Genomic DNA, 23,386 nt, shown 5'->3' with positions numbered 1-23,386 from the left:
CTGAGACAGGTGCTGCATGGCTGTCGTCAGCTCGTGTTGTGAAATGTTGGGTTAAGTCCCGCAACGAGCGCAACCCTTATCCTTGTTTGCCAGCGAGTAATGTCGGGAACTCCAGGGAGACTGCCGGTGATAAACCGGAGGAAGGTGGGGACGACGTCAAGTCATCATGGCCCTTACGAGTAGGGCTACACACGTGCTACAATGGCAGATACAGAGGGCAGCGAGACAGCGATGTTAAGCGAATCCCTTAAAGTTTGTCGTAGTCCGGATTGGAGTCTGCAACTCGACTCCATGAAGTCGGAATCGCTAGTAATCGCAGATCAGAATGCTGCGGTGAATACGTTCCCGGGCCTTGTACACACCGCCCGTCACACCATGGGAGTGGGCTGCACCAGAAGTAGATAGCTTAACCTTCGGGAGGGCGTTTACCACGGTGTGGTTCATGACTGGGGTGAAGTCGTAACAAGGTAGCCCTAGGGGAACCTGGGGCTGGATCACCTCCTTACTGACGCTATTCTTGCGAGTGTTCACACAGATTGTAGGTAGCCCTAGGGGAACCTGGGGCTGGATCACCTCCTTACTGACGCTATTCTTGCGAGTGTTCACACAGATTGTATAGGTTGAAGTATTAAAGAGGATATGTTCCCAAACATATCGATGCGTCCCATTCGTCTAGAGGCCTAGGACACCGCCCTTTCACGGCGGTAACAGGGGTTCGACTCCCCTATGGGACGCCACTTGGGTTGTTAGCTCAGTTGGTAGAGCAGTTGACTTTTAATCAATTGGTCACAGGTTCGAATCCTGTACAACCCACCACTATATTGTGGGCGATTAGCTCAGTTGGGAGAGCACCTCCCTTACAAGGAGGGGGTCACTGGTTCGAGCCCGGTATCGCCCACCACGCTTTAAAGGTTTTTGCTTAAGAATCTTTAGAACGTGGTTTATTTAGCAATAAACGACATGCTCTTTAACAATCTGGAAAGCTGACAAGTCATTCTTAAAGAATGACAGTAAAGTTCTCANTGGGCGATTAGCTCAGTTGGGAGAGCACCTCCCTTACAAGGAGGGGGTCACTGGTTCGAGCCCGGTATCGCCCACCACGCTTTAAAGGTTTTTGCTTAAGAATCTTTAGAACGTGGTTTATTTAGCAATAAACGACATGCTCTTTAACAATCTGGAAAGCTGACAAGTCATTCTTAAAGAATGACAGTAAAGTTCTCAATCAGTGACAGAAATGTCACTCACACAATCAAGTGTGCTTGGGCTTTGTCTTAGTAATAAGCAAAGTCTCTATTTTGAGTCCGGCAAAAACAAAACCTTAGTTGTTTAAACCGTTTGTTTTCACTTTTTAAAAGTGAAAGTAAATAAGCAAGACCTTTTGGGGTTGTATGGTTAAGTGAYTAAGCGTAGACGGTGGATGCCTTGGCAGTCAGAGGCGATGAAGGACGTATTAACTTGCGATAAGCCCAGATAAGGCAGTAAAAGCCATTTGAGTCTGGGATTTCCGAATGGGGAAACCCACCTGCATAAGCAGGTATCTTAGCGTGAATACATAGCGCTAAGAGGCGAACTCGGGGAACTGAAACATCTAAGTACCCGACAGGTATCTTAGCGTGAATACATAGCGCTAAGAGGCGAACTCGGGGAACTGAAACATCTAAGTACCCGAAGGAAAAGAAATCAATTGAGATTCCGGCAGTAGCGGCGAGCGAACCCGGAGCAGCCCTTAAGCGGCTTAGGCGTTAGGTGAACAGGTTGGAAAACCTGGCAATAAAGGGTGATAGCCCCGTAACCGACAACGCCTTAGYCGTGAAAWCGAGTAGGACGGGACACGTGATATCTTGTCTGAACATGGGGGGACCATCCTCCAAGGCTAAATACTCCTGACTGACCGATAGTGAACCAGTACCGTGAGGGAAAGGCGAAAAGAACCCCTGTGAGGGGAGTGAAATAGAACCTGAAACCGTCTACGTACAAGCAGTGGGAGCCTCTTCGTGGGGTGACCGCGTACCTTTTGTATAATGGGTCAGCGACTTAATGTTAGTAGCAAGGTTAACCGCATAGGGGAGCCGTAGGGAAACCGAGTCTTAACTGGGCGTMSAGTTGCTAGCATTAGACCCGAAACCGAGTGATCTAGCCATGGGCAGGTTGAAGGTTGAGTAACATCAACTGGAGGACCGAACTCACTAACGTTGAAAAGTTAGGAGATGACCTGTGGCTAGGGGTGAAAGGCCAATCAAACTCGGAGATAGCTGGTTCTCCCCGAAANCGTAGGGAAACCGAGTCTTAACTGGGCGTMCAGTTGCTAGCATTAGACCCGAAACCGAGTGATCTAGCCATGGGCAGGTTGAAGGTTGAGTAACATCAACTGGAGGACCGAACTCACTAACGTTGAAAAGTTAGGAGATGACCTGTGGCTAGGGGTGAAAGGCCAATCAAACTCGGAGATAGCTGGTTCTCCCCGAAAGCTATTTAGGTAGCGCCTCGGACGAATACTACTGGGGGTAGAGCACTGTTAAGGCTAGGGGGTCATCCCGACTTACCAACCCTTTGCAAACTCCGAATACCAGTAAGTACTATCCGGGAGACACACGGCGGGTGCTAACGTCCGTCGTGGAGAGGGAAACAACCCAGACCGCCAGCTAAGGTCCCAAAGTTATCGCTAAGTGGGAAACGATGTGGGAAGGCTCAGACAGCCAGGATGTTGGCTTAGAAGCAGCCATCATTTAAAGAAAGCGTAATAGCTCACTGGTCGAGTCGGCCTGCGCGGAAGATGTAACGGGGCTAAGCGATACACCGAAGCTGCGGCAATGNGGAGAGGGAAACAACCCAGACCGCCAGCTAAGGTCCCAAAGTTATCGCTAAGTGGGAAACGATGTGGGAAGGCTCAGACAGCCAGGATGTTGGCTTAGAAGCAGCCATCATTTAAAGAAAGCGTAATAGCTCACTGGTCGAGTCGGCCTGCGCGGAAGATGTAACGGGGCTAAGCGATACACCGAAGCTGCGGCAATGTCCTTATGGATATTGGGTAGGGGAGCGTTGTGTAAGCTGTTGAAGGTGTGCTGAGAGGCATGCTGGAGGTATCACAAGTGCGAATGCTGACATGAGTAACGATAAAGGGGGTGAAAAACCTCCTCGCCGGAAGACCAAGGGTTCCTGTCCAACGTTAATCGGGGCAGGGTAAGTCGGCCCCTAAGGCGAGGCCGAAAGGCGTAGTCGANTATTGGGTAGGGGAGCGTTGTGTAAGCTGTTGAAGGTGTGCTGAGAGGCATGCTGGAGGTATCACAAGTGCGAATGCTGACATGAGTAACGATAAAGGGGGTGAAAAACCTCCTCGCCGGAAGACCAAGGGTTCCTGTCCAACGTTAATCGGGGCAGGGTAAGTCGGCCCCTAAGGCGAGGCCGAAAGGCGTAGTCGATGGGAAACGGGTTAATATTCCCGTACTGCTGCTTACTGCGATGGGGGGACGGAGAAGGCTAGGTGGGCCTGGCGATGGTYGTCCAGGTTCAAGTGCGTAGGCTGATTTCTTAGGCAAATCCGGGAAATCAAGGCCGAGACACGATGTCGAGCCACCAAGGTGGTGAAGTCATTGATGCCATGCTTCCGGGAAAAGCCTCTAAGCTTCAGGTAAGTAGCAACCGTACTCCAAACCGACACAGGTGGTCGGGTAGAGAATACCAAGGCGCTTGAGAGAACTCGGGTGAAGGAACTAGGCAAAATGGTACCGTAACTTCGGGAGAAGGTACGCTGCCCGCGGTGAAGTCCCTTGCGGATGGAGCTATGGGCAGTCGCAGATACCAGGTGGCTGCAACTGTTTATTAAAAACACAGCACTGTGCAAAATCGAAAGATGACGTATACGGTGTGACGCCTGCCCGGTGCCGGAAGGTTAATTGATGTGGTTATCGCAAGAGAAGCCATTGATCGAAGCCCCGGTAAACGGCGGCCGTAACTATAACGGTCCTAAGGTAGCGAAATTCCTTGTCGGGTAAGTTCCGACCTGCACGAATGGCGTAATGATGGCCACGCTGTCTCCACCCGAGACTCAGTGAAATTGAAATCGCAGTGAAGATGCTGTGTACCCGCGGCTAGACGGAAAGACCCCGTGAACCTTTACTACAGCTTGGCACTGAACATTGAGCCTACATGTGTAGGATAGGTGGGAGGCTTTGAAGCGGCGACGCCAGTTGTCGTGGAGCCATCCTTGAAATACCACCCTTGTATGTTTGATGTTCTAACTTAGCCCCRTTATCYGGGGTGAGGACAGTGCCTGGTGGGTAGTTTGACTGGGGCGGTCTCCTCCCAAAGAGTAACGGAGGAGCACGAAGGTGGGCTAATCACGGTCGGACATCGTGAGGTTAGTGCAATGGCATAAGCCCGCTTAACTGCGAGAGTGACGGCTCGAGCAGGTACGAAAGTAGGTCATAGTGATCCGGTGGTTCTGAATGGAAGGGCCATCGCTCAACGGATAAAAGGTACTCCGGGGATAACAGGCTGATACCGCCCAAGAGTTCATATCGACGGCGGTGTTTGGCACCTCGATGTCGGCTCATCACATCCTGGGGCTGAAGTCGGTCCCAAGGGTATGGCTGTTCGCCATTTAAAGTGGTACGCGAGCTGGGTTTAGAACGTCGTGAGACAGTTCGGTCCCTATCTGCCGTGGGCGTTGGATGATTGAGGGGAGCTGCTCCTAGTACGAGAGGACCGGAGTGGACGAACCGCTGGTGTTCGGGTTGTGTCGCCAGACGCATTGCCCGGTAGCTAAGTTCGGCACAGATAAGCGCTGAAAGCATCTAAGCGCGAAGCTGGCCCCGAGATGAGTCATCCCTAGAGCTTCGAGCTCTCTCAGATAAGCGCTGAAAGCATCTAAGCGCGAAGCTGGCCCCGAGATGAGTCATCCCTAGAGCTTCGAGCTCTCTAAAGGGTTGTTCTAGACTAGAACGTTGATAGGCAGGGTGTGTAAGCGCTGTGAGGCGTTGAGCTAACCTGTACTAATTGCCCGTGAGGCTTAACCATACAACACCCAAGAGGTTTTGGGTTGGACTCGAATAAAGCCAGTTGATTGTGGCGAGAACGAACAGCTTTCTAGATTTAGGAACGAATTTATCAAATACATCCTTGTATTTGACCCTGACGGGCCGCACTGAAGTGCGTTAAATTTTGTTCCAGACAAAATTTTGCTTGGCGACCATAGCGCTTTGGACCCACCTGATTCCATGCCGAACTCAGTAGTGAAACGAAGCAGCGCCGATGGTAGTGTGGGGTCTCCCCATGTGAGAGTAGGACATCGCCAGGCTTTGAATACAATTGATTAAAGCAAAGAGATATAAGCCTTTAATCATACAGAATTGGTGCGGAGTGGTAGTTCAGTTGGTTAGAATACCGGCCTGTCACGCCGGGGGTCGCGGGTTCGAGTCCCGTCCACTCCGCCACTACTTTAGAAACCCTAGCTGAGAAGCTGGGGTTTTTTGCATTTAAGCTCCCCTGAGCCAGACGTCTTGGTCGCGGCACTTGCAGTGCGCGTTGACTCCCGTCCNGGTGCGGAGTGGTAGTTCAGTTGGTTAGAATACCGGCCTGTCACGCCGGGGGTCGCGGGTTCGAGTCCCGTCCACTCCGCCACTACTTTAGAAACCCTAGCTGAGAAGCTGGGGTTTTTTGCATTTAAGCTCCCCTGAGCCAGACGTCTTGGTCGCGGCACTTGCAGTGCGCGTTGACTCCCGTCCACTCCGCCACTACTTTAGAAGCCCTAGCTGAAAAGCTGGGGTTTTTTGTTATTGGGGCGTTGGGGCGATTTGCTTTATAAATAAGCGATCAAACGTCTGAAGAGTAATTGGTGGTGGTAATTTGTCGCGGGATCGCTACAATAGGCACCTATCTACAGGGGTATAGCTCCAATTGGCAGAGCAGCGGATTCCAAATCCGCGTGTTGGGGGTTCGAATCCCTCTACCCCTGCCAAATACCAAAGCATCGACATCGTCGGTGCTTTTTTGTATGTGAATCATCAAGCTTCTCGTAAGCCGATTAAGGGTAGGTGTGAACATACAAACGACAAAAAAGCGTGTTGGGGGCTGGGTCGCCAGCCCGGTCGAATCCCTCTACCCCTGCCAAACATCAAAGCATCGACATCGTCGGTGCTTTTTTGTATGTGAATCATCAAGCTTCTCGTAATCCGATAAGAGATAGATGAGAACATGCAAACGACAAAAAAGCGTGTTGGGGGCTGGGTCGCCAGCCCGGTCGAATCCCTCTACCCCTGCCAAACATCAAAGCACCGACATCGTCGGTGCTTTTTTTGTATGTGAATCATCAAGGTTCTCGTAATCCGATTAAGGGTAGATGTGAACATGCAATCTACACAAAAGCGTGTTGGGGGCTGGGTCGCCAGCCCGGTCGAATTCCTCTACCCCTGCCAAATATCAAAGCATCGGCATCGTCGGTGCTTTTTTTGTATGTGACTCATTATGCTTCTAGCACCCTTGATCCTTTTCCCTTTTTCTTCCTCCTGTTTCTTGTTCACATGTCGCGGTATGATGACTTTTTACCAATCGAAAGGAGCACCCTGTGGTAAGCATATTGTGGGTAGGACTTGGTGGCGCATTAGGGGCGTCTTCGCGTTTTTTAGTTTCAGAGTGGAGCGTCGCGGTGTTTGGTCGAGGATTTCCCTACGGCACCCTAATGGTTAATGTGCTGGGATCATTAGCGATGGGTGTCTTTTTAGCGGCGATGAGCCAAGAACTGATTGCCCCAGTGCCTTGGCGTCAACTGATTGCTATTGGCTTTTTGGGCGCGTTCACCACCTTCTCGACCTTTTCAGTGGATACCTTGCTTCTTTTTCAACATGGTGAGACGGTGAAAGCCTTGTTAAACGTGGGTCTCAACCTTGCGTTATGCTTAGGAGCGGCCGCGATGGGGGCTTGGCTGCTAGGACGCATTACTGGGTAGGTAAAAACATGCTAGTACGTCGCTTGTTGTTGCGGCGGTGATTTCTTATACTGGCGTTGAACTTGTCGGAGTGCCAATTGGCTGAGACCACGTTAAGTGGGATCCGTTGAACCTGATCTGGTTAGTACCAGCGAAGGGAACAAGAGATGCATCAGATCACAGACCGTACGCGTCTGCCAGTTTGCTCACATCTCAATTCAGCGTTTTCCGGCAAGCATTAATTCCCATAATGAACACCGGAGTAATGCTATGTCGACCCGTAAACAGGCCCGTCTTGAGGCCAAATCCTTTATCGATTCTCTCTCTGCGCAAACCTACCCCAACTCGGAAAAAGTCTATGTCGAGGGATCGCGACCCGATATTCGCGTAGGGATGCGAGAAATCCATTTGTCTCCGACCTTTGTGGGTGGCAGTAAAGACAATCCGCAGTACGAGGCCAATGAGTCCATTCGGGTTTATGACACATCAGGGCCTTATACTGACCCACAGAGTGCTATCGATATTTACCAAGGCTTAGCGCCAGTGCGCAAAGCATGGATTGATGAGCGTGCCGATACAGAGTTCCTTGATGCAGTGAGCTCAGACTATGCGCAGACTCGCCTTAGTGATGAAACCTTGGATGATCTTCGCTTTAGTGCCTTACCGTCTATCCGTCGGGCAAAACCTAACCAATGTGTGACCCAACTTCACTACGCACGCCAAGGCATTATCACCCCAGAGATGGAATTTATCGCTATCCGGGAAAATATGGGACGTCAGCAGTATCGTGAAGAGCAGCTAAACCGCCAGCACCCAGGAGAAAGCTTTGGCGCGCATTTACCCTCAAACATCACTCCCGAATTTGTGCGCCAAGAAGTTGCTGAAGGGCGTGCGATTATTCCGGCCAACATTAACCACCCAGAAGCGGAGCCGATGATCATTGGGCGTAACTTTCTGGTGAAAGTGAATGCTAATATTGGTAACTCGGCGGTGAGCTCCTCCATTGAAGAAGAAACTGAAAAACTGGTGTGGGCGACCCGTTGGGGCGCGGATACGGTGATGGATTTATCGACCGGACGCAATATCCACGAAACCCGCGAGTGGATTTTACGTAATAGCCCAGTCCCGATTGGCACTGTGCCTATGTATCAGGCGCTTGAGAAAGTGAATGGCATTGCCGAAGACCTGACTTGGGAAGTGATGCGCGATACCTTGATAGAGCAAGCCGAGCAAGGGGTCGACTACTTTACCATTCACGCTGGGGTGCGTTTGCACTATGTGCCCATGACTGCCAATCGCGTGACTGGGATTGTCTCGCGTGGCGGGTCGATTATCGCCAAATGGTGCTTGGCGCATCATCAAGAAAGCTTCCTCTATACCCATTTTCGTGAAATCTGCGAGATTTGTGCCGCGTATGATGTATCGCTGTCGTTAGGCGATGGATTGCGCCCAGGCTCAGTAGCTGACGCGAACGACGAAGCCCAGTTCAGTGAGTTACGTACCCTGGGCGAGCTAACCAAGGTGGCATGGGAATACGATGTGCAGGTGATGATTGAAGGCCCCGGCCATGTGCCCATGCACATGATCAAAGAGAATATGGACGAGCAGCTCACCCATTGCCACGAAGCGCCCTTTTATACTTTAGGCCCGCTGACTACCGATATCGCGCCTGGTTACGACCACATCACCTCCGGGATTGGTGCGGCGATGATTGGCTGGTTTGGGTGTGCGATGCTTTGCTATGTCACGCCCAAAGAACATCTGGGTCTGCCCAATAAAGAGGATGTTAAAACTGGGCTTATCACTTACAAGTTGTGTGCGCACGCCGCCGACTTAGCCAAAGGACATCCGGGCGCGCAGGTGCGAGATAACGCCATTTCCAAAGCGCGCTTTGAATTTCGCTGGGAAGATCAGTTTAACCTTGCATTAGATCCAGTGACGGCGCGTGCTTATCACGATGAAACACTGCCTCAAGAGTCGGGCAAGGTCGCGCATTTTTGCTCCATGTGTGGGCCAAAATTCTGCTCTATGAAGATCAGCCAAGAAGTCCGCGATTATGCCAAAGAAAATGGCTATGCCGCTGCGGGCGAAGCGATTGATGTCACCATGCTGGAAGACCCGTTAGCAGGCATGCAGCAAAAATCGCAAGAGTTTCGAGCAAAGGGCAGTGAGCTCTACCTGCAAAAATCCCATCATTCGTTACCACAAGGCGCTGAGGTAGCGGACAGCGATAAGGTGGAGTCATGAGCCTGACCCCGTTTGCATCTATGTCTGAAGGTATAGGCCCATTATATCCGGTGGTAGACGATGTGGATTTGCTCGAACGCTTGCTTTGCTTGGGGGTGAAAACCGTGCAACTGCGTGTGAAGCAGCCGGGGCATCCTCAATTGGCGGATTGGGTACAGCGTGCGGTGGCGTTGGGCCGCGCGCACCATGCCCAGGTGTTTATCAACGATCACTGGCAGCTCGCGCTTGAGGCTGGCGCCTATGGCGTTCATCTGGGCCAGCAAGACATACAAGAGGCGGATCTTGACCTGCTCGCACGACAAGGCGTGCGCCTTGGCGTATCGACACGCAGTCCCGAACAACTTGCTGCAGCGATTGCGCTCTCGCCCAGTTATCTCGCCATCGGCCATATTTTTCCCACTACCACCAAACAGCTCGCCGAGCCGCCGCAAGGCATTTCTGCGTTAGCGCAGCAGGTAGCGACTGTGGATGGCCGCTTCCCGACGGTGGCGATTGGCGGTATTGATCTCAACCGTGCTCCTGACGTTTGGCGCACTGGCGTGGACGCCATTGCGGTGGTCCGTGCCGTGACGCAAGCGCCTGATTTAGCGGCGCTCATTGACGCATTTAATCGCTGTCTTAATCCATCAAGACAACAAGGAGGGCGTGATGCTATCGGACAGTGAATACCTGCGTTATAGCCGGCAAATCATGCTGCCGGAGGTTGGAGAGTGCGGGCAGCAGGCACTTAGCAAGGCGCGCGTGTTAATGGTCGGTGCCGGTGGGCTTGGAACCACCGCGGGCCTCTATCTTGCAGGCGCTGGCGTGGGTAAGTTAGCGATTGCTGACTCGGACCACATTGAGCTATCTAACTTGGCGCGTCAGGTGGCGTATCGGGAGGCGCAAATCGGCACCGATAAAGCCGCGTCGCTAGCCGCTAACTTGGTCGCGCTGAATCCACATTGCCAGTGCCGAGCCATCAATGCCTATCTAGAAGGTGAGCGTCTGGCGCTCGAAGTAGCGATGGCGGATGTGGTCCTTGATTGCAGTGATAATCTCGCCACCCGTCATGCGGTCAACCAAGCCTGTGTAGAGGCTGGTACGCCGTTGGTGAGCGCAGCGGCGATCGGTTGGCAAGGCCAGTTATTGGTTTATCAACCGCATAGCGCATGTTATGCGTGCGCCTTCGCAGACGTGACGCTTTCTGAACCCACACGCTGTGCAGAATCCGGGGTAATGGGACCTGTGGTCGGCATGATGGCCACCGCGCAAGCGCTGGAGGCAATAAAGCTGTTATTAGGGCAGGCGGTCAGGACCAATCGCTTGTCACGACTGGATGGACAAACCATGACATGGCAGCACTTTTCGCTGCCCGTGGATCCGCATTGTGCGGTTTGTCAGCCAAAGCGGGAGGTAAGCGATGCAGTTAACCATTAATGACACGCCGACAGAGGTCAATGCCACGACCGTCGCGCAACTGATTGAGGAGATGAAGGTGCCAGCCGAGTCGGTCGCGGTCGCGCTAAATCAGACCATTATTGCGCGTGATGCTTGGTCATCCACGTCACTCACCGCTGGCGATAGCTTGGCGGTCTTTCAAGCGATTGCCGGAGGATAATTATGTTAACCATTGCGGATACGACGTTTTCATCTCGACTGTTAACCGGCACCGGCAAGTTTGCTAGTCGCAAGACCATGGCCGAGTCACTGGCGGCCAGTGGTACTGAACTGGTCACCATGGCGCTAAAGCGAGTCGATGTCCATGCCATACAAGATGATATTTTAACCCCGCTGCGCGAGCTAGGTGTGCACCTGCTGCCCAATACCTCGGGTGCGAAGAATGCGCAAGAAGCGGTCTTTGCCGCGCGTCTTGCTCGAGAAGCATTGGGAACGCATTGGGTGAAGTTGGAGATTCACCCCGACCCCAAATATTTGATGCCTGACCCGATTGAAACCCTTCAAGCGGCGAAAACCCTTGTGGATGAGGGGTTTGTGGTGCTGCCATATTGTCATGCTGATCCTGTGCTGTGTAAGCGTTTGGAAGAGGTGGGATGCGCGGCGGTGATGCCCCTTGGCTCACCGATTGGCTCCAACCAAGGGCTGGCCTCAATGGCGTTTCTCGACATCATTATCGAGCAAGCCCGTGTGCCGGTGATCATTGATGCCGGCATTGGCGCACCGTCAGATGCGGCGTTAGCGATGGAGCGGGGCGCCGATGCCGTCTTGGTGAACACTGCCATTGCCACCGCCGGCGATCCGATTGCCATGGGCGCGGCGTTTAAACAAGCGGTTGAAGCCGGACACTGTGCGTATCGCGCTGGGCTGGCGGGCTCACATAATCACGCCCACGCTTCTAGCCCCTTAACCGCGTTTCTTGACGCTAAGGAGGCGTGATGAGTTTTTCTGAGCGGTGGGCAGCACTCGATTGGGATCATCATCGCCTTTCGATTTACAGCAAAACGCGCCAAGATGTCGAGCGGGCGCTGGCTAACTCCTCGCGTAATTTGGACGACTTCGCTGCCCTGATCAGTCCTGCCGCTGAAGCCTACCTTGAGGCCATGGCTCAGCAATCTGCGGCGCTGACGCGGCAGCGGTTTGGCTACACCATGGGGTTTTATATTCCGCTGTATCTCTCCAATTTGTGCGCTAACGTGTGTACCTATTGCGGTTTTTCGATGGAAAACCGAATCAAACGGCGCACGCTGGATGAAGCCGAAATCGCCGCCGAGTGTGAAGCGATAAAAAAAATGGGCTTTGACAGTGTGCTCTTGGTGACCGGTGAGCATGAAACCAAGGTGGGGCTCGATTATTTTCTCCGCGCCTTACCGGTGGTGAAGCAATACTTTCATCATGTGGCGATGGAGGTGCAGCCGCTGGATACCGAGGCGTATCGCGCCTTGGTGGCACAAGGTGTGGATGCGGTGATGGTGTACCAAGAAACCTACCACGCGCCAACCTATGGAGAACACCACAAGCGCGGGAATAAAACCGACTTTCACTATCGGTTGCAAACCCCAGATAGGTTGGCACAAGCAGGGGTTGATAAAATCGGCCTTGGCGCATTAATTGGCCTAGAGGACTGGCGTACCGACAGCTTTTTTACCGCCCAGCATCTCGATTATCTGGAAAAGCAATACTGGCAAAGTCGCTACTCGCTATCCTTTCCACGCTTACGCCCTTGCGCGGGCGCCTTACAGCCGAAATCGGTGATGACCGACAAGCAGCTGGTTCAGCTTATTTGTGCCTATCGGTTGTGGAATCCGCAGGTGGAGCTGTCGCTATCGACACGTGAGTCACCGCACTTTCGCGACAATGTGTTGCCCCTTGGGGTCACGAGCCTATCCGCGGCGTCAAAAACCCAACCGGGCGGCTACGCGAACCCGGAGCCACAATTGGAGCAGTTTGCTATCAGTGATGAGCGCAGCGCGGCAGAGGTAGCCGCCAGCGTTCGTGCCCTCGGTTTTGAGGTGGTGTGGAAAGATTGGGATAACATCTACGATATCGCGCGTCAGGCGCAAATGGCTTCACAAACGGCAGCGGGTTAGCGACAATGCGGGCATGAAACGTATTACTGTATATGTAGGTCCGCGCTGTCCTCACTGTGAGGCGGCCAAAGCTTACTTGGATAAAAAAGGGCTGCGTTATCGTGTTGTCGATACGGCTACGCCCAAAGGCAAGAAGCTGCTGGCGGCAACAGGGTCGCGGGGTGTCCCGGTGATTTGCATTGGCGATACCACCTTGCGCGGCTTTTCGCCTAAAGCGGTCGAGAAAGCCCTGAAAGGGGAATAAAAAAAGCGTCCAATCGGACGCTTTTTGTTTTTTACACTCGGTGAAGACGCGACTTAACGACTTAACGGCGCGGTCGCTTGTTTTAACCAAGCTTGGTCTTGATCATCGAGGTGGGGACTGATTTCATCCCACACGGTTTGATGATAGCGATTCCACCACTGGATTTCCGCCTCGCTGAGTAAGCTCACATCGACCAAACGACGATCGATCGGTGCACGCGTGAGTGAGGCAAACCCGAGCATCGTCATGTCGCCCTCGGTGGGCTTTTCTTCAATCAACTCGAGGTTTTCAATCCGGATCCCAAACGCGTCGGCGCGATAGTAGCCCGGCTCGTTTGATACCACCATGCCCGGCAATAGCGCGACGCTATTGGGCGCTTTGGAAATGCGCTGCGGACCTTCGTGCACGTCCAAGAAATGCCCGACACCGTGACCGGTGCCATGGTCAAAATCATAGCCGTGTTGCCACAAATACTGGCGTGCTAAGGCATCAAGCTGGCTGCCTGAGGTGCCTTTCGGGAACAGCGCGGTGGCCAGCGCAATATGTCCTTTAAGCACCAGCGTGAAGGCTTTTTTGATCTCAGCGCTGCATTCGCCCACCGGCACGGTACGGGTAATGTCGGTGGTGCCGTCATAGTATTGACCGCCTGAGTCGACCAAGTAGACGTTGTTGCTCTCAATCACGCTCGGTTTGGGCTGATTGTTGTGGTTATAGTGACACATGGCCGCATTGCCACCGGCGGCGGAAATGGTATCAAAGCTTAAGTCGACCAGTTGATCGTCTTGTTGGCGGAATTGATACAGGGTGTCTGCGAGCACGGCTTCATCAGGGCGTTCACCGGCGTCGACTTGACGGTCAAACCACGCCAAAAAGCGAGTCACGGCAACACCATCGCGCACGTGACAGGCACGCATACCGGCGATTTCTTGCGGGTTCTTGGCCGCTTTTTCAAGCGCACATGGGTCTTGCGCTTCCACCACGGTGACTTGCGCTTGTTGGAGGGTATCCAGTGTCCACGCATTGGCACCGTTTGGGTCGACCAATACACGTTGACCGCTCAGCGCTTGCAGGGCATCAACCAGACTGTCTGGGTGCGCGACGCTCACGCCTTGGCCCACGTGTGCAGCAAAGCCTTCGGGGAGACGGTCAGGGTCGATAAACACCGTCACGTCACCGGATTGCTTGATAATCGCTTGGGTCAGTACCACGGGTAAACGTGGGATGTCGCGACCACGGATATTGAGCAGCCAACAGACGGCATCGGGTTGAGTGAGTACCGCGGCATCAAGATTCTGATCGGCTAACTGCTGGCCAATGGTTTGACGTTTATCCAAGCTGGCGCGGCCGGTTTTCTCTTCACCCAGTAAAATAGCAGGGCTATTAAGCGGGGCGGGGCGATTGTCCCACAAGCTTTCAATCGGGTTTTGCTCAACACTCACCAGTGTCAAAGCCCCATCCAGCGCGCGTTGGGTACGTTTGTACCAAGCAGCGCTATGCATGCGAGCGTCGATAGCCAGCTTGGCACCTTTTGGCAATTGTTGCTGGGCCCATTGTACCGGTGGCTCATCAATCAGGTGGCAGTAGTCAAACAAGCCGGCGGGGACTTGTTTACGGACTTGAACCACATAGCGGCCATCAACAAAAATTGCTGCCTTGTCGCGGGTGATCACCGCAGCGCCTGCTGAGCCGGTAAAGCCGGTCGCCCAGTGAAGGCGTTCGTTGTGCTCAGGCACATACTCACCGAGGTATTCGTCTTCATGGGGGATGAGTAGGGCGTCATAATCGTGTTGAGCCAGCCAGTGTCTTAGCTGCTCAATACGCTTGGTAAGGGTCGCGTCCATTATTCTTCCTTCTTTGTATGGGGTGAACTTGCCATGTTCGGCCACGCGTAAAAAACCAGTGGGTTAGACCCTAGCGCGATTGGCGATAGGCTGCAATTTTGCTGGGCTAAATTGCTGACAGCGTGAAATAATCAAGGCTTTCAGCCATTGGTGCCCCGGGTCATTTTCTTGATTTTGATGCCAAAACAAGGTGTACGCCATCGGCGGTATTGGCGTCGGTAACGGCCTTACCACCAAATTGAGCGACGCGGCAATATAATGCGCAAACTGGCTTGGTGAAGTAAACACCAGGTCGGTATAGGTACACAGGCTCGCCGCACTGTTGAAATCTGGCACGTACATGGCAATGTCACGCTCAATATTACGCTCTGCCAGTTTATAGTCCAACAGCCAGCGGTCATTCCCATCACACTTCACCTGTACATGTCGCAGTCCAAGGTAACGCGCTTCATCCCATGGACCCTTCAGTGCCGGGTGATCAGCGCGCATCAATACACACTGGTGATCTTGGCAAAGCTCTTGGTAGCGTACGCCTTTGGGCGGCATCATGGTCAGCATGGCATCGGCGGGATTTAAATCTTTACCGGTAATGCCAAAGTCGATATTGCCTCGCGCAAGCCCATCAAAGGTGGTTTGATCCCAAGCGGCGGTATTAAGGGTGATAGCTGGGGCCGCTTCTAGCATATCGCCAATAAACTGTGGCAGTAGTAATGGATAGGCGCTCTCGACGAGGGCAAAGCGAAAACAGCGATCGCTTAAGTGCGGCTGAAAGTGATCCGGCTCGGTCATCGCCGCAACATCATTGAGCAAAGCGCGTAATTTGGCCTGTAAGGCTTGCGCTCGAACGGTGGGTTTGAGCCCGTGGGCCGCTCGCGTAAAAAGCGGGTCGTTAAATTGCGCTCTAAGTCGGGCTAAGTTTTTACTCACTGCCGATTGGCTTAAATGCAGCCGTTTTGCCGCGCCCGTGACATTACACTCTTCCAACAATACATGTAAGCACACCAATAAATTAAGGTCGGTGCGCTGCAGCTGGTCCAAATCCATTACAGGTATTCTCCTTGGGAATAACTGCTTTTACTATAAACCATTATGGTTCATATCCTGAAGCCACTATACTGCGTGCCTGTATAGAGGAGTAACCAATGTCACACACTGATTCACCGACATCGAATCGCTTACTGGTCGCCTTAATGGTGTTACTGGTGCTGTTTAGCCCGATGGCGATTGATATTTATTTACCGGCGTTGCCGCATATGGCGGGGGACTTTAACGTTAACCCGACGCTGGTACAGGATACTATCACTTGGTTTATGTTTAGCTTAGGCTTAGGTCAGCTGTTCGCTGGCCCGTTGGCTGATCGCTTTGGTCGCAAACCTGTAGCCGTCATTGGCATACTGCTCTATGGGCTGAGTTCTTTAATGGCGTGGCTCGCCACCTCGATGGATATGATGCTGGTGGCGCGTTTGCTGCAAGGTTTTGGCGCGTGCGCGACTTCCGTGTGTGCATTTGCAGCGGTGCGTGACCGCTTTGGCGCGGAGCGCAGCGGCCACATGATTAGCTACTTAAACGGTGCCATTTGTTTTGTGCCAGCCTTAGCGCCATTATTGGGAAGCTGGCTTACCCAAGTCTTTGACTGGCGCGCTAACTTCACCTTTATGCTCGGTTATGCGGTATTAGGTTTAGTATTAGTCATGGTCTTTTTGCCCGAGACACGCCCTGCGCACACGGACACTTCGGGTCGCCTATTTAGCGTACGCCGCTATTGGCAAGTGCTACGTGTACCAACATTTACCTACCACATCATCCTTTGCATGCTGGCCATGGCGGTGATCTTAGCGTATGTCACCTCCGCGCCTGTATTGCTGATGGATAGGTACGGTATTTCCATGAACAGTTTCACTTTTTGGTTTGGTGCCAACGCGGCATTAAACATTGCCGCGGCGATGCTAGCACCACGCTATATGCAAAAATTTGGTAGCCGCCGTGCGCTCAATATTGGCTTGATGATGCTGGTCGGCTCGGGTGGGCTGATGCTGGCATTAAGCTCTATTGCGACGCCTTGGGCCTTTATGTTGCCGATTTTTACCTCGTCATTTGGCTTTGCTTGGGTGTTAGGCGCGTCAGCCGGCGCCGCTTTAGCCCCATTTTCTGACCGTGCTGGCACAGCGGCAGCCTTGCTGGGATTGTTCCAAATGAGTGGTGCAGGGCTTTTGGTCAGTTTAACCCAGCGCTTGGGGTTATCGGCCAGCGATCTGATGACCGTACATATGTGGCTCTTGTTGCCTGGCCTCGTGATTTTGTGGTCCCCAGTTGGGAAGCAATGGCATGCAGCAACGGTAAAACAGTAAGAAAATCAATAAAAACAACGTCTCAGTTGGCAAAGTATAATAAGACGTGCAAAACGCAGGGGTCTCGACAACCCATCATCCCTTTTCGCTGGCTTCGGCCAGCGTTTTTTTATTTTGCTAAAAGTGCGTGGTTCGGAGTATATTTACTAAGCAAATCGAATTAACGCTCATTCCTTTTCGTTTTTATCTCAAAGGTCAGTTACACACTATGTCATTATCGACAATCGAAATGGCGCGCGTCCTCGAACAACTTGAGGAATCGCCAGAAAAAATCATGTTTGGCAAATTACTGCAAGAATTAGGTAGCCAAAGTGAAGAGCGTGTACGCAGTGCTGCACGTCAAGTGCCACTGAAATACTTGCGTGAACTGGTTTACCAATTTAATTCTGTGATTGAAGAGCGCCGTTCTGAGCGCATTGAAGAAATCACCCAAGGCTTACTGCAAGATGGTCTCTCTGCTGACGAGCTCTATCAGTACATGACACAGCGTAAAGTTGGCTAACCCCTAGTCCACACTGTGTGATTGTGGCGCCCATAAGGTGACGCCACTGAGCTTTACATGAATGACTATGACGACGCACTGGCAGCGGACGGTTTGTCACGCTTGCCTGTGCGCTGTTGAATTAATAATCCCACCACAATACACATCAAACCAATTAAAGTGCTTAGATGAATGGTCTCACCAATAATGGTGGCGAGTAATAGCAGTGAAATAAACGGTGATATAAATATCAGATTACTGATCCGAGAGGTATTCTGAGTATATTTCATCGCGCTCAGCCACAGCATAAATGTCACGCCCATTTCAAACAGACCGACGTAACTCACGGCGAGCCACCCTTGCCATGGAATGCCTTGCCACGATGCGGTTAGCCCCGCCAAAGTAAGAGAAATGGGTAGCGAAAGGACAAAGCTTAATAATATCCCGACCACTGGATCGGCAGCGTTTTTAGTATTTAATATCCAGTAGCCTGCCCATAGTAGTGTCGATAATAATGCCAACCCAATCCCCAATGGGCTATCAAATTGCAGCGAAAATAGTTGTCCCTTGGTGGCAATAATTACCACGCCGAAATACCCCAATGCCGCAGCAATCCAATCTTGACGACGAATCGTCTGCCCTAAGAAAAGCGCTGCCATCAACGTTAAGGTAATGGCCCAGCTGTAATTTAAAGGCTGCGCTAATGAGGCAGGTAATAGATCGTACGCCTTAAATAGGACTAAGTAATAAATCAGTGGATTGACGAGTCCTAATACAAGGTAGTAACCCGGTCGCGCGCGAAAGGTTGGCCAGATGGCGCCCAATTTGCCTTGGAGCGTAGCAATGGCGAGTAGGATCACCACAGAGACGACACTGGCGGCGGCCAGCATCTGTATGGGCGACATATAGCGTAGCGTTATCTTAAATGCGGTGGCGACGGTCGACCAAAGTAAGACGGCTGATAGGGCGAATATCAGCGCCTTGCGCTCATCATGCATGCTGCGTCCTTGCGATTATGCCAGTGTTTTTAGGCAGTCTACGGGATCCCATGTCTCTGAGATAGACTGGACATTTATCCAGTGTGCGATTAGCCTTTGCTGACATAACTGACTGTAAAATAGAGACCTCGCTATGCTGGATGGCTTGTCGTTAACCTCATTGCATTTTATTGCGTTTTTACTCGGGGCGGGCGGTACCTGTGTGCTCGGTTATGCGGTGCATCGACGCGTGCTCGCGCAATACCAACATTGGTATCAGGCGCAGCAAGATCAGCAGCAAATAGCCTTTGAGGCACAACGCGAACACTGGCAACAACAACAGGCACATCAACAGCAAGAGCTGGATAACCTAGATGTTGAGCGCGACCGCTTAAGCCAAGAGCTACGCCACTATTACGGCAAGCTCACGTCGGCAGCTGAAAAATTGCGACAGTTGGAGCAGCTGCGGCAACATAACCAAAGTTTGGAGCAAAAACTTGATAGCTTGCGGGATGAAAAGGCCGAATTACTGGCTGAGCTTCGTGAAGTGAAAGCGAGCGCAGAACAACAATTACACGCTGCACAAGAAAAACAAGCGTTGCTCGAAAATGCAGAAGAACGCTTACGCGCCCAATTTGAGCAGCTTGCCAATCAAGTGTTTGAACAAAAAGTCCACTCCGTCGATGAGCAAAACAAAATGAGTCTCGAGACTTTACTCGGGCCGCTGAAATCGCAACTGGAAGGGTTTAAAAAGCAAGTGACTGACAGTTTTGGCGAACAAGCCAAAGAGCGTCATACCCTGATTCATGAAATCAAAAATCTGCAGCAATTAAACGCAGATATGACCCGCGAAGCCCATAACCTGACCCAAGCCCTTAAAGGGGATAACAAACAGCAAGGCAACTGGGGCGAAGTGGTATTGGCGCGTGTGTTAGAAGAATCTGGCTTGCGTGAAGGACACGAATACCATACTCAAGTGAACCTTGAGAATGAGCAAGGCAAACGCTATCAACCAGACGTGATTGTCAAACTGCCGCAAGACAAAGATGTGGTGATAGATGCCAAGATGGCATTGGTGGCCTACGAGCGTTATTACAATGCGGAGTCCATTGTTGAGCAAGATGCGGCTTTGAAAGAGCATGTGCAAGCGATCCGTGCCCACATCCGTGGCCTTGGACGCAAAGACTATCACCAATTGCATGGCGTGAAGACGCTGGATTATGTGTTGATGTTTATCCCTGTGGAGCCTGCCTTCCAAATTGCCATTGAAGCCGATCCGAGTCTGATTCGTGAGGCGATGGATAACAATATTATGTTAGTCAGCCCCACCACCTTGCTGGTGGCGTTACGTACCATCAATAACCTTTGGCGCTACGAATACCAAAACCAGAACGCCAAACAGATTGCAGAGAAAGCCAGTAAGCTCTACGACAAGGTGCGTTTATTTGTCAGCGATATGGAAGGGTTGGGGAGCGCATTGGGTAAAGCGAACGACAGTTATCATGGCGCGATGAATAAGCTCAGCCAAGGTCGAGGCAATATTCTTCGCCAAGCCGAGGGCTTTAAAGCCCTTGGCGTCGAGGTAAAGCGCGATATCAGTCCAGCACTTGCGAATGCGGCATTAACTTCTTTTTCTCCCCAAGGCGCAGACGAAGACGATCCGGTGTCTGACATCTCGTCTGTGAACAAATAGAAGAAACTTGGTCCCGCGCTTGGAGTCCGGATGGGCGATAAAGTAAACTAGGTCCAACACGTTAGGGGATTAACATGACAGATAAACAAACGCATCAGGACCAAGAGACCATCGACTTTGGCTTTCAGCAAGTTAAACGCCAAGAAAAAGAAAGCATGGTAGCCAATGTATTTCACTCGGTGGCCGCAAAATATGATCTGATGAACGACGTCATGTCGATGGGCATCCATCGGATATGGAAGCGTTTTACCATTGACTGCAGTGGCGTGCGCGCAGGGCAGAAAGTCCTCGACTTAGCCGGCGGAACGGGCGATCTGACCGCCAAATTCTCGCGTCTGGTCGGCGAGAGCGGTGAAGTGGTACTCGCCGATATCAATAACTCCATGTTGAAAGTGGGCCGTGACAAACTGCGTGATAAAGGCATTGTGGGCAATGTCAGTTACGTACAAGCGAACGCAGAAGCGTTGCCATTTCCCGATGATCACTTTGATTGCATCACCATCGCGTTTGGCCTGCGTAATGTCACCGATAAAGATGCGGCCTTGCGTTCGATGTTCCGTGTGCTCAAACCGGGGGGACGTCTGTTGGTATTGGAATTCTCTAAACCAGTCGTTGCGCCGCTTTCCAAAGTGTATGACGCCTACTCATTCCATGTCTTGCCGAAAATGGGCCAGCTTATTGTCAACGATCCAGATAGCTACCGCTACTTGGCCGAGTCGATTCGCATGCACCCTGATCAAGAAACATTAAAAGGAATGATGGAACAAGCCGGGTTTGAACAAACCAGCTACCACAACCTGACCGGTGGCATTGTCGCCCTGCACCGCGGATTTAAATTCTAAGGAGCCAGTATGGCCTTTGATTCTCTCGTGTGTGCCGCCTTGGAGACAGCATTAAATGGCGTGATCACACGCGATGCTGATAGCCAGCGCCGTTTGGCGCGCCTCAAAGGCCGTACGATTCGCGTTTCTTTGCAAGAGTGGAATAAGCAATTTGTCTTCGCGTTCAGCCAACGTGTGGATGTGCTCAGCCACTACGAAGCACAGCCTGACTGTGCACTCTCTCTCTCGCTTGCCGCGCTGCCTAAACTGCAACAAAAGGCCAATATTACCGCGCTGATCAAAGCCGATCAGCTGACCCTTGATGGCGATATCGATGTCGCACAGCAATTCTCGCAACTGCTCAGCGGATTGCAGTTTGATATTGCCGAGTGGCTCTCGCCCTATATGGGGGATGTGATGGCACATACTGTGGTGAGTCACGCCCAAAAGCGCTGGCAGCAAGCGAACCAACTCGCCTCGCGTCAGCAACGCTACCTTGGCGAGGTATTAACCGAAGAATGGTGCGTGGCTCCGGGGCCATTGGAAGTGGCCTATTTTTCGGATCAGGTCGATGAGATCCGCAGTGATGTTGCCAGACTTGAGGCACGTTTTAAGCAGTTGGCTGAACGGATGGAGTCCTAATGACGCTCAGTGAAATTCGTCGTTTATATTTTATTATTCGCACCCTGCTGCTTTATGGGTTAGACGCCTTGTTGCCTAAGCAGCCAATTACCCGCTTAGCACACTTGGGGCGGCAGTCTTTATTTTGGTTGAAAAACCAGCACCCCGATAAGCCGGTGGGTGAGCGACTGCGTTTGGCGCTGCAAAGCTTGGGCCCGGTGTGGGTGAAGCTTGGCCAGATGATGTCGACGCGCCGTGATCTTTTTCCCGCCGATATCGCCAACGAGTTGGCTCAGCTACAAGATAAAGTCGCGCCGTTTGATGGCCACAAAGCTAAGGCGCAAATCGAAGCCTCGCTGGGTGGGCCATTAGAGACTTGGTTCAGCGACTTTGATCCTAACCCGCTCGCCTCCGCGTCGATCGCGCAAGTGCATACTGCCACCTTAAAATCGAATGGGCGTGAAGTGGTGCTGAAGGTGATCCGTCCCGATATCTTGCCGGTTATTCAAGCTGACTTGCGCTTGATGTATCGCGTGGCACGGCTGGTGGCGCGTTTTCTGCCCGATGCCCGCCGGTTAAAACCGGTCGAAGTGATCCGCGAGTATGAAAAAACCTTGCTTGATGAACTGGACTTAATGCGCGAAGCGGCCAACACCATTCAGCTGCGCCGCAACTTTGAAAACGACCCCGCGCTGTATGTGCCCGAAGTATTCAGTGACTACTGCCGCAAAGACGTAATGGTGTCTGAGCGTATCTATGGCATTCAAGTGTCGGATATCGAGGCGCTGGAGGCCAATGGCACTGACATGAAATTGCTGGCCGAGCGTGGGGTTGAGGTCTTCTTTACCCAAGTATTCCGAGACAGCTTTTTCCATGCGGACATGCACCCGGGCAACGTGTTTGTTTCCTACGAACACCCGCATGACCCGCAGTGGATTGGGCTCGATTGCGGGATTGTCGGTACCTTAAATCGCGACGATAAACGCTATTTAGCAGAAAACTTTATCGCGTTCTTTAACCGTGATTATCGCAAAGTCGCTGAGTTGCACGTCGATTCTGGCTGGGTGCCGCATGACACTAATGTGGATGATTTTGAATTTGCCATCCGCACCGTGTGTGAGCCCATTTTCGAAAAACCGCTGTGCGAAATCTCGTTCGGTAACGTTTTATTGAACCTATTTAACACCGCGCGACGTTTTAATATGGAAGTGCAGCCACAGCTGGTACTGTTACAAAAAACCTTGCTCTACATTGAAGGACTGGGGCGTCAGCTCTACCCGCAGTTGGATCTCTGGACCACGGCTAAGCCGTTTTTAGAGTCGTGGATGAAACAGCAAGTAGGGCCACAAGCGGTGTGGGCGGCGGTCAAAGAGAAAGCGCCATTTTGGGCTGAGAAGCTACCCGAGATCCCAGAGCTGGTGTATGACGGATTGCGTCAAGGGCGACAAATTAACCAACGGCTCGATGCTTACTATCATGGTTATTTGCAAACACGGCAACGTCATTCACGCGCCACCTACATGCTCGGTATTGGCGCCACCTTGCTACTGACAGCAACCATACTGTTTGCCAATCAGGTAGAGGTCTTACCTTCGGTCGCAGCCGGCGGCGCGGTGATTTTTTGGTTGTGGGGTTGGCGACTTTGTAATAAAACCTGTAATAAATAG

General features: G+C 52.1%; 17 protein-coding genes, 7 tRNA genes, 3 rRNA genes and 1 riboswitch. Of the genes, 24 read left to right on the top strand and 3 right to left on the bottom strand.

Features of this window, described 5'->3' with window-relative positions; genetic code table 11:
• From BZG84_RS03100 to BZG84_RS03015, 18 genes are all read left to right on the top strand, one after another.
• Positions 1–505, top strand: a 16S ribosomal RNA gene (locus BZG84_RS03100); the annotation flags it as partial.
• A 156-nt stretch (positions 506–661) separates the two neighbouring features.
• Positions 662–737: transfer RNA gene (locus tag BZG84_RS03095), tRNA-Glu, on the top strand.
• 3 nt (positions 738–740) lie between these two features.
• Positions 741–816 (top strand) — tRNA-Lys (locus BZG84_RS03090).
• Between the two features lie 9 nt (positions 817–825).
• A tRNA-Val gene (locus tag BZG84_RS03085) sits at positions 826–901 on the top strand.
• Positions 902–1,024: 123 nt separating this feature from the next.
• A tRNA-Val gene (locus BZG84_RS03080) sits at positions 1,025–1,100 on the top strand.
• 290 nt (positions 1,101–1,390) lie between these two features.
• Positions 1,391–5,016 (top strand): 23S ribosomal RNA (locus BZG84_RS03075).
• Positions 5,017–5,180: 164 nt separating this feature from the next.
• Positions 5,181–5,296, top strand: a 5S ribosomal RNA gene (rrf, locus tag BZG84_RS03070).
• A 59-nt stretch (positions 5,297–5,355) separates the two neighbouring features.
• A tRNA-Asp gene (locus BZG84_RS03065) sits at positions 5,356–5,432 on the top strand.
• Positions 5,433–5,542: 110 nt separating this feature from the next.
• A tRNA-Asp gene (locus BZG84_RS03060) sits at positions 5,543–5,619 on the top strand.
• A gap of 260 nt (positions 5,620–5,879) precedes the next feature.
• Positions 5,880–5,956: transfer RNA gene (locus BZG84_RS03055), tRNA-Trp, on the top strand.
• 606 nt (positions 5,957–6,562) lie between these two features.
• Positions 6,563–6,943, top strand: a complete 381-nt coding sequence (crcB, locus tag BZG84_RS03050; RefSeq protein ID WP_069586806.1) for a fluoride efflux transporter CrcB — start codon at positions 6,563–6,565, stop codon at positions 6,941–6,943.
• Positions 6,944–6,999: 56 nt separating this feature from the next.
• A riboswitch (TPP riboswitch) is annotated at positions 7,000–7,099 on the top strand.
• Between the two features lie 93 nt (positions 7,100–7,192).
• Positions 7,193–9,169 (top strand): phosphomethylpyrimidine synthase ThiC, encoded by a 1,977-nt coding sequence (thiC, locus tag BZG84_RS03045; protein WP_077479581.1) that lies wholly within the window; start codon positions 7,193–7,195, stop codon positions 9,167–9,169.
• Positions 9,166–9,834, top strand: coding sequence for a thiamine phosphate synthase (thiE, locus tag BZG84_RS03040; protein ID WP_077479580.1), 669 nt, complete (start codon positions 9,166–9,168; stop codon positions 9,832–9,834). Before thiC ends, thiE begins: the two co-directional genes overlap by 4 nt.
• Positions 9,818–10,585: a HesA/MoeB/ThiF family protein gene (locus tag BZG84_RS03035; RefSeq protein WP_077479579.1), complete on the top strand. Its 768-nt coding sequence runs from the start codon at positions 9,818–9,820 to the stop codon at positions 10,583–10,585. Before thiE ends, BZG84_RS03035 begins: the two co-directional genes overlap by 17 nt.
• Positions 10,569–10,766, top strand: a complete 198-nt coding sequence (gene thiS, locus BZG84_RS03030) for a sulfur carrier protein ThiS (RefSeq protein WP_046074603.1) — start codon at positions 10,569–10,571, stop codon at positions 10,764–10,766. The genes BZG84_RS03035 and thiS overlap by 17 nt, the downstream gene beginning before the upstream one ends.
• Before the next feature lie 2 nt (positions 10,767–10,768).
• Positions 10,769–11,542 (top strand): thiazole synthase, encoded by a 774-nt coding sequence (locus BZG84_RS03025; RefSeq protein ID WP_077479578.1) that lies wholly within the window; start codon positions 10,769–10,771, stop codon positions 11,540–11,542.
• A complete protein-coding gene (gene thiH, locus BZG84_RS03020; RefSeq protein ID WP_077479577.1) occupies positions 11,542–12,693 on the top strand; it encodes a 2-iminoacetate synthase ThiH in 1,152 nt (383 codons plus the stop codon). The genes BZG84_RS03025 and thiH overlap by 1 nt, the downstream gene beginning before the upstream one ends.
• A 13-nt stretch (positions 12,694–12,706) precedes the next feature.
• Complete coding sequence (locus BZG84_RS03015) at positions 12,707–12,937, top strand: glutaredoxin family protein (RefSeq protein ID WP_069361819.1); 231 nt, start codon at positions 12,707–12,709, stop codon at positions 12,935–12,937.
• A 53-nt stretch (positions 12,938–12,990) separates the two neighbouring features.
• On the opposite strand, the gene BZG84_RS03010 is transcribed toward BZG84_RS03015, so the two are convergent.
• On the bottom strand, positions 12,991–14,778 hold the full coding sequence (locus tag BZG84_RS03010) for an aminopeptidase P family protein (protein WP_077479576.1): 1,788 nt from the start codon (positions 14,776–14,778) through the stop codon (positions 12,991–12,993).
• A 63-nt stretch (positions 14,779–14,841) separates the two neighbouring features.
• Positions 14,842–15,822, bottom strand: coding sequence for a LysR family transcriptional regulator (locus BZG84_RS03005; protein ID WP_077663377.1), 981 nt, complete (start codon positions 15,820–15,822; stop codon positions 14,842–14,844).
• A gap of 98 nt (positions 15,823–15,920) precedes the next feature.
• Between BZG84_RS03005 and BZG84_RS03000 the strand changes: the two genes are divergently transcribed.
• Together BZG84_RS03000 and tsrA are read left to right on the top strand one after the other, a co-directional pair.
• On the top strand, positions 15,921–17,126 hold the full coding sequence (locus tag BZG84_RS03000; protein WP_077479574.1) for a multidrug effflux MFS transporter: 1,206 nt from the start codon (positions 15,921–15,923) through the stop codon (positions 17,124–17,126).
• A gap of 208 nt (positions 17,127–17,334) precedes the next feature.
• The gene (tsrA, locus tag BZG84_RS02995) at positions 17,335–17,628 is read left to right on the top strand and encodes an H-NS-like global regulator TsrA (protein ID WP_069588237.1); all 294 of its coding nucleotides are present in this window, start codon (positions 17,335–17,337) and stop codon (positions 17,626–17,628) included.
• Positions 17,629–17,693: 65 nt separating this feature from the next.
• Here the strand turns inward: tsrA and BZG84_RS02990 are convergent, their stop codons facing one another.
• Complete coding sequence (locus BZG84_RS02990) at positions 17,694–18,605, bottom strand: DMT family transporter (RefSeq protein WP_077479573.1); 912 nt, start codon at positions 18,603–18,605, stop codon at positions 17,694–17,696.
• Positions 18,606–18,738: 133 nt separating this feature from the next.
• Here BZG84_RS02990 and rmuC point away from each other — a divergent pair, with 133 nt between their 5' ends.
• The 4 genes from rmuC (at position 18,739) to ubiB (ending at position 23,386) form a co-directional block, all read left to right on the top strand.
• The gene (rmuC, locus tag BZG84_RS02985; RefSeq protein ID WP_077479572.1) at positions 18,739–20,277 is read left to right on the top strand and encodes a DNA recombination protein RmuC; all 1,539 of its coding nucleotides are present in this window, start codon (positions 18,739–18,741) and stop codon (positions 20,275–20,277) included.
• A 74-nt stretch (positions 20,278–20,351) separates the two neighbouring features.
• Entirely contained in the window at positions 20,352–21,119 is a 768-nt protein-coding gene (gene ubiE, locus BZG84_RS02980; protein ID WP_069588234.1) for a bifunctional demethylmenaquinone methyltransferase/2-methoxy-6-polyprenyl-1,4-benzoquinol methylase UbiE, read from the top strand.
• Positions 21,120–21,128: 9 nt separating this feature from the next.
• Positions 21,129–21,740, top strand: coding sequence for a ubiquinone biosynthesis accessory factor UbiJ (locus tag BZG84_RS02975; RefSeq protein ID WP_077479571.1), 612 nt, complete (start codon positions 21,129–21,131; stop codon positions 21,738–21,740).
• Positions 21,740–23,386 carry a ubiquinone biosynthesis regulatory protein kinase UbiB gene (gene ubiB / locus BZG84_RS02970; protein WP_077677979.1) on the top strand — a complete coding sequence of 549 codons (1,647 nt, stop codon included), beginning with the start codon at positions 21,740–21,742 and terminating at the stop codon, positions 23,384–23,386. Before BZG84_RS02975 ends, ubiB begins: the two co-directional genes overlap by 1 nt.

Origin of the sequence: Salinivibrio sp. PR932 (assembly GCF_001996125.1) — a bacterium.
In the GTDB taxonomy this organism is placed as follows: Bacteria; Pseudomonadota; Gammaproteobacteria; order Enterobacterales; family Vibrionaceae; genus Salinivibrio; species Salinivibrio proteolyticus.
Note: the sequence above shows the minus strand (reverse complement) of the source record. Positions and strands in the feature narration are given on the sequence as shown.

Coding starts and splice junctions, on each gene's coding strand:
- thiC (WP_077479581.1), top strand. CDS start 7,193: ATGTCGACCCGTAAACAGGCCCGTCTTGAGGCCAAATCCTTTATCGAT.
- thiE (WP_077479580.1), top strand. CDS start 9,166: ATGAGCCTGACCCCGTTTGCATCTATGTCTGAAGGTATAGGCCCATTA.
- BZG84_RS03035 (WP_077479579.1), top strand. CDS start 9,818: ATGCTATCGGACAGTGAATACCTGCGTTATAGCCGGCAAATCATGCTG.
- thiS (WP_046074603.1), top strand. CDS start 10,569: ATGCAGTTAACCATTAATGACACGCCGACAGAGGTCAATGCCACGACC.
- BZG84_RS03025 (WP_077479578.1), top strand. CDS start 10,769: ATGTTAACCATTGCGGATACGACGTTTTCATCTCGACTGTTAACCGGC.
- thiH (WP_077479577.1), top strand. CDS start 11,542: ATGAGTTTTTCTGAGCGGTGGGCAGCACTCGATTGGGATCATCATCGC.
- BZG84_RS03015 (WP_069361819.1), top strand. CDS start 12,707: ATGAAACGTATTACTGTATATGTAGGTCCGCGCTGTCCTCACTGTGAG.
- BZG84_RS03010 (WP_077479576.1), bottom strand. CDS start 14,778: ATGGACGCGACCCTTACCAAGCGTATTGAGCAGCTAAGACACTGGCTG.
- BZG84_RS03005 (WP_077663377.1), bottom strand. CDS start 15,822: ATGGATTTGGACCAGCTGCAGCGCACCGACCTTAATTTATTGGTGTGC.
- BZG84_RS03000 (WP_077479574.1), top strand. CDS start 15,921: ATGTCACACACTGATTCACCGACATCGAATCGCTTACTGGTCGCCTTA.
- tsrA (WP_069588237.1), top strand. CDS start 17,335: ATGTCATTATCGACAATCGAAATGGCGCGCGTCCTCGAACAACTTGAG.
- BZG84_RS02990 (WP_077479573.1), bottom strand. CDS start 18,605: ATGCATGATGAGCGCAAGGCGCTGATATTCGCCCTATCAGCCGTCTTA.
- rmuC (WP_077479572.1), top strand. CDS start 18,739: ATGCTGGATGGCTTGTCGTTAACCTCATTGCATTTTATTGCGTTTTTA.
- ubiE (WP_069588234.1), top strand. CDS start 20,352: ATGACAGATAAACAAACGCATCAGGACCAAGAGACCATCGACTTTGGC.
- BZG84_RS02975 (WP_077479571.1), top strand. CDS start 21,129: ATGGCCTTTGATTCTCTCGTGTGTGCCGCCTTGGAGACAGCATTAAAT.
- ubiB (WP_077677979.1), top strand. CDS start 21,740: ATGACGCTCAGTGAAATTCGTCGTTTATATTTTATTATTCGCACCCTG.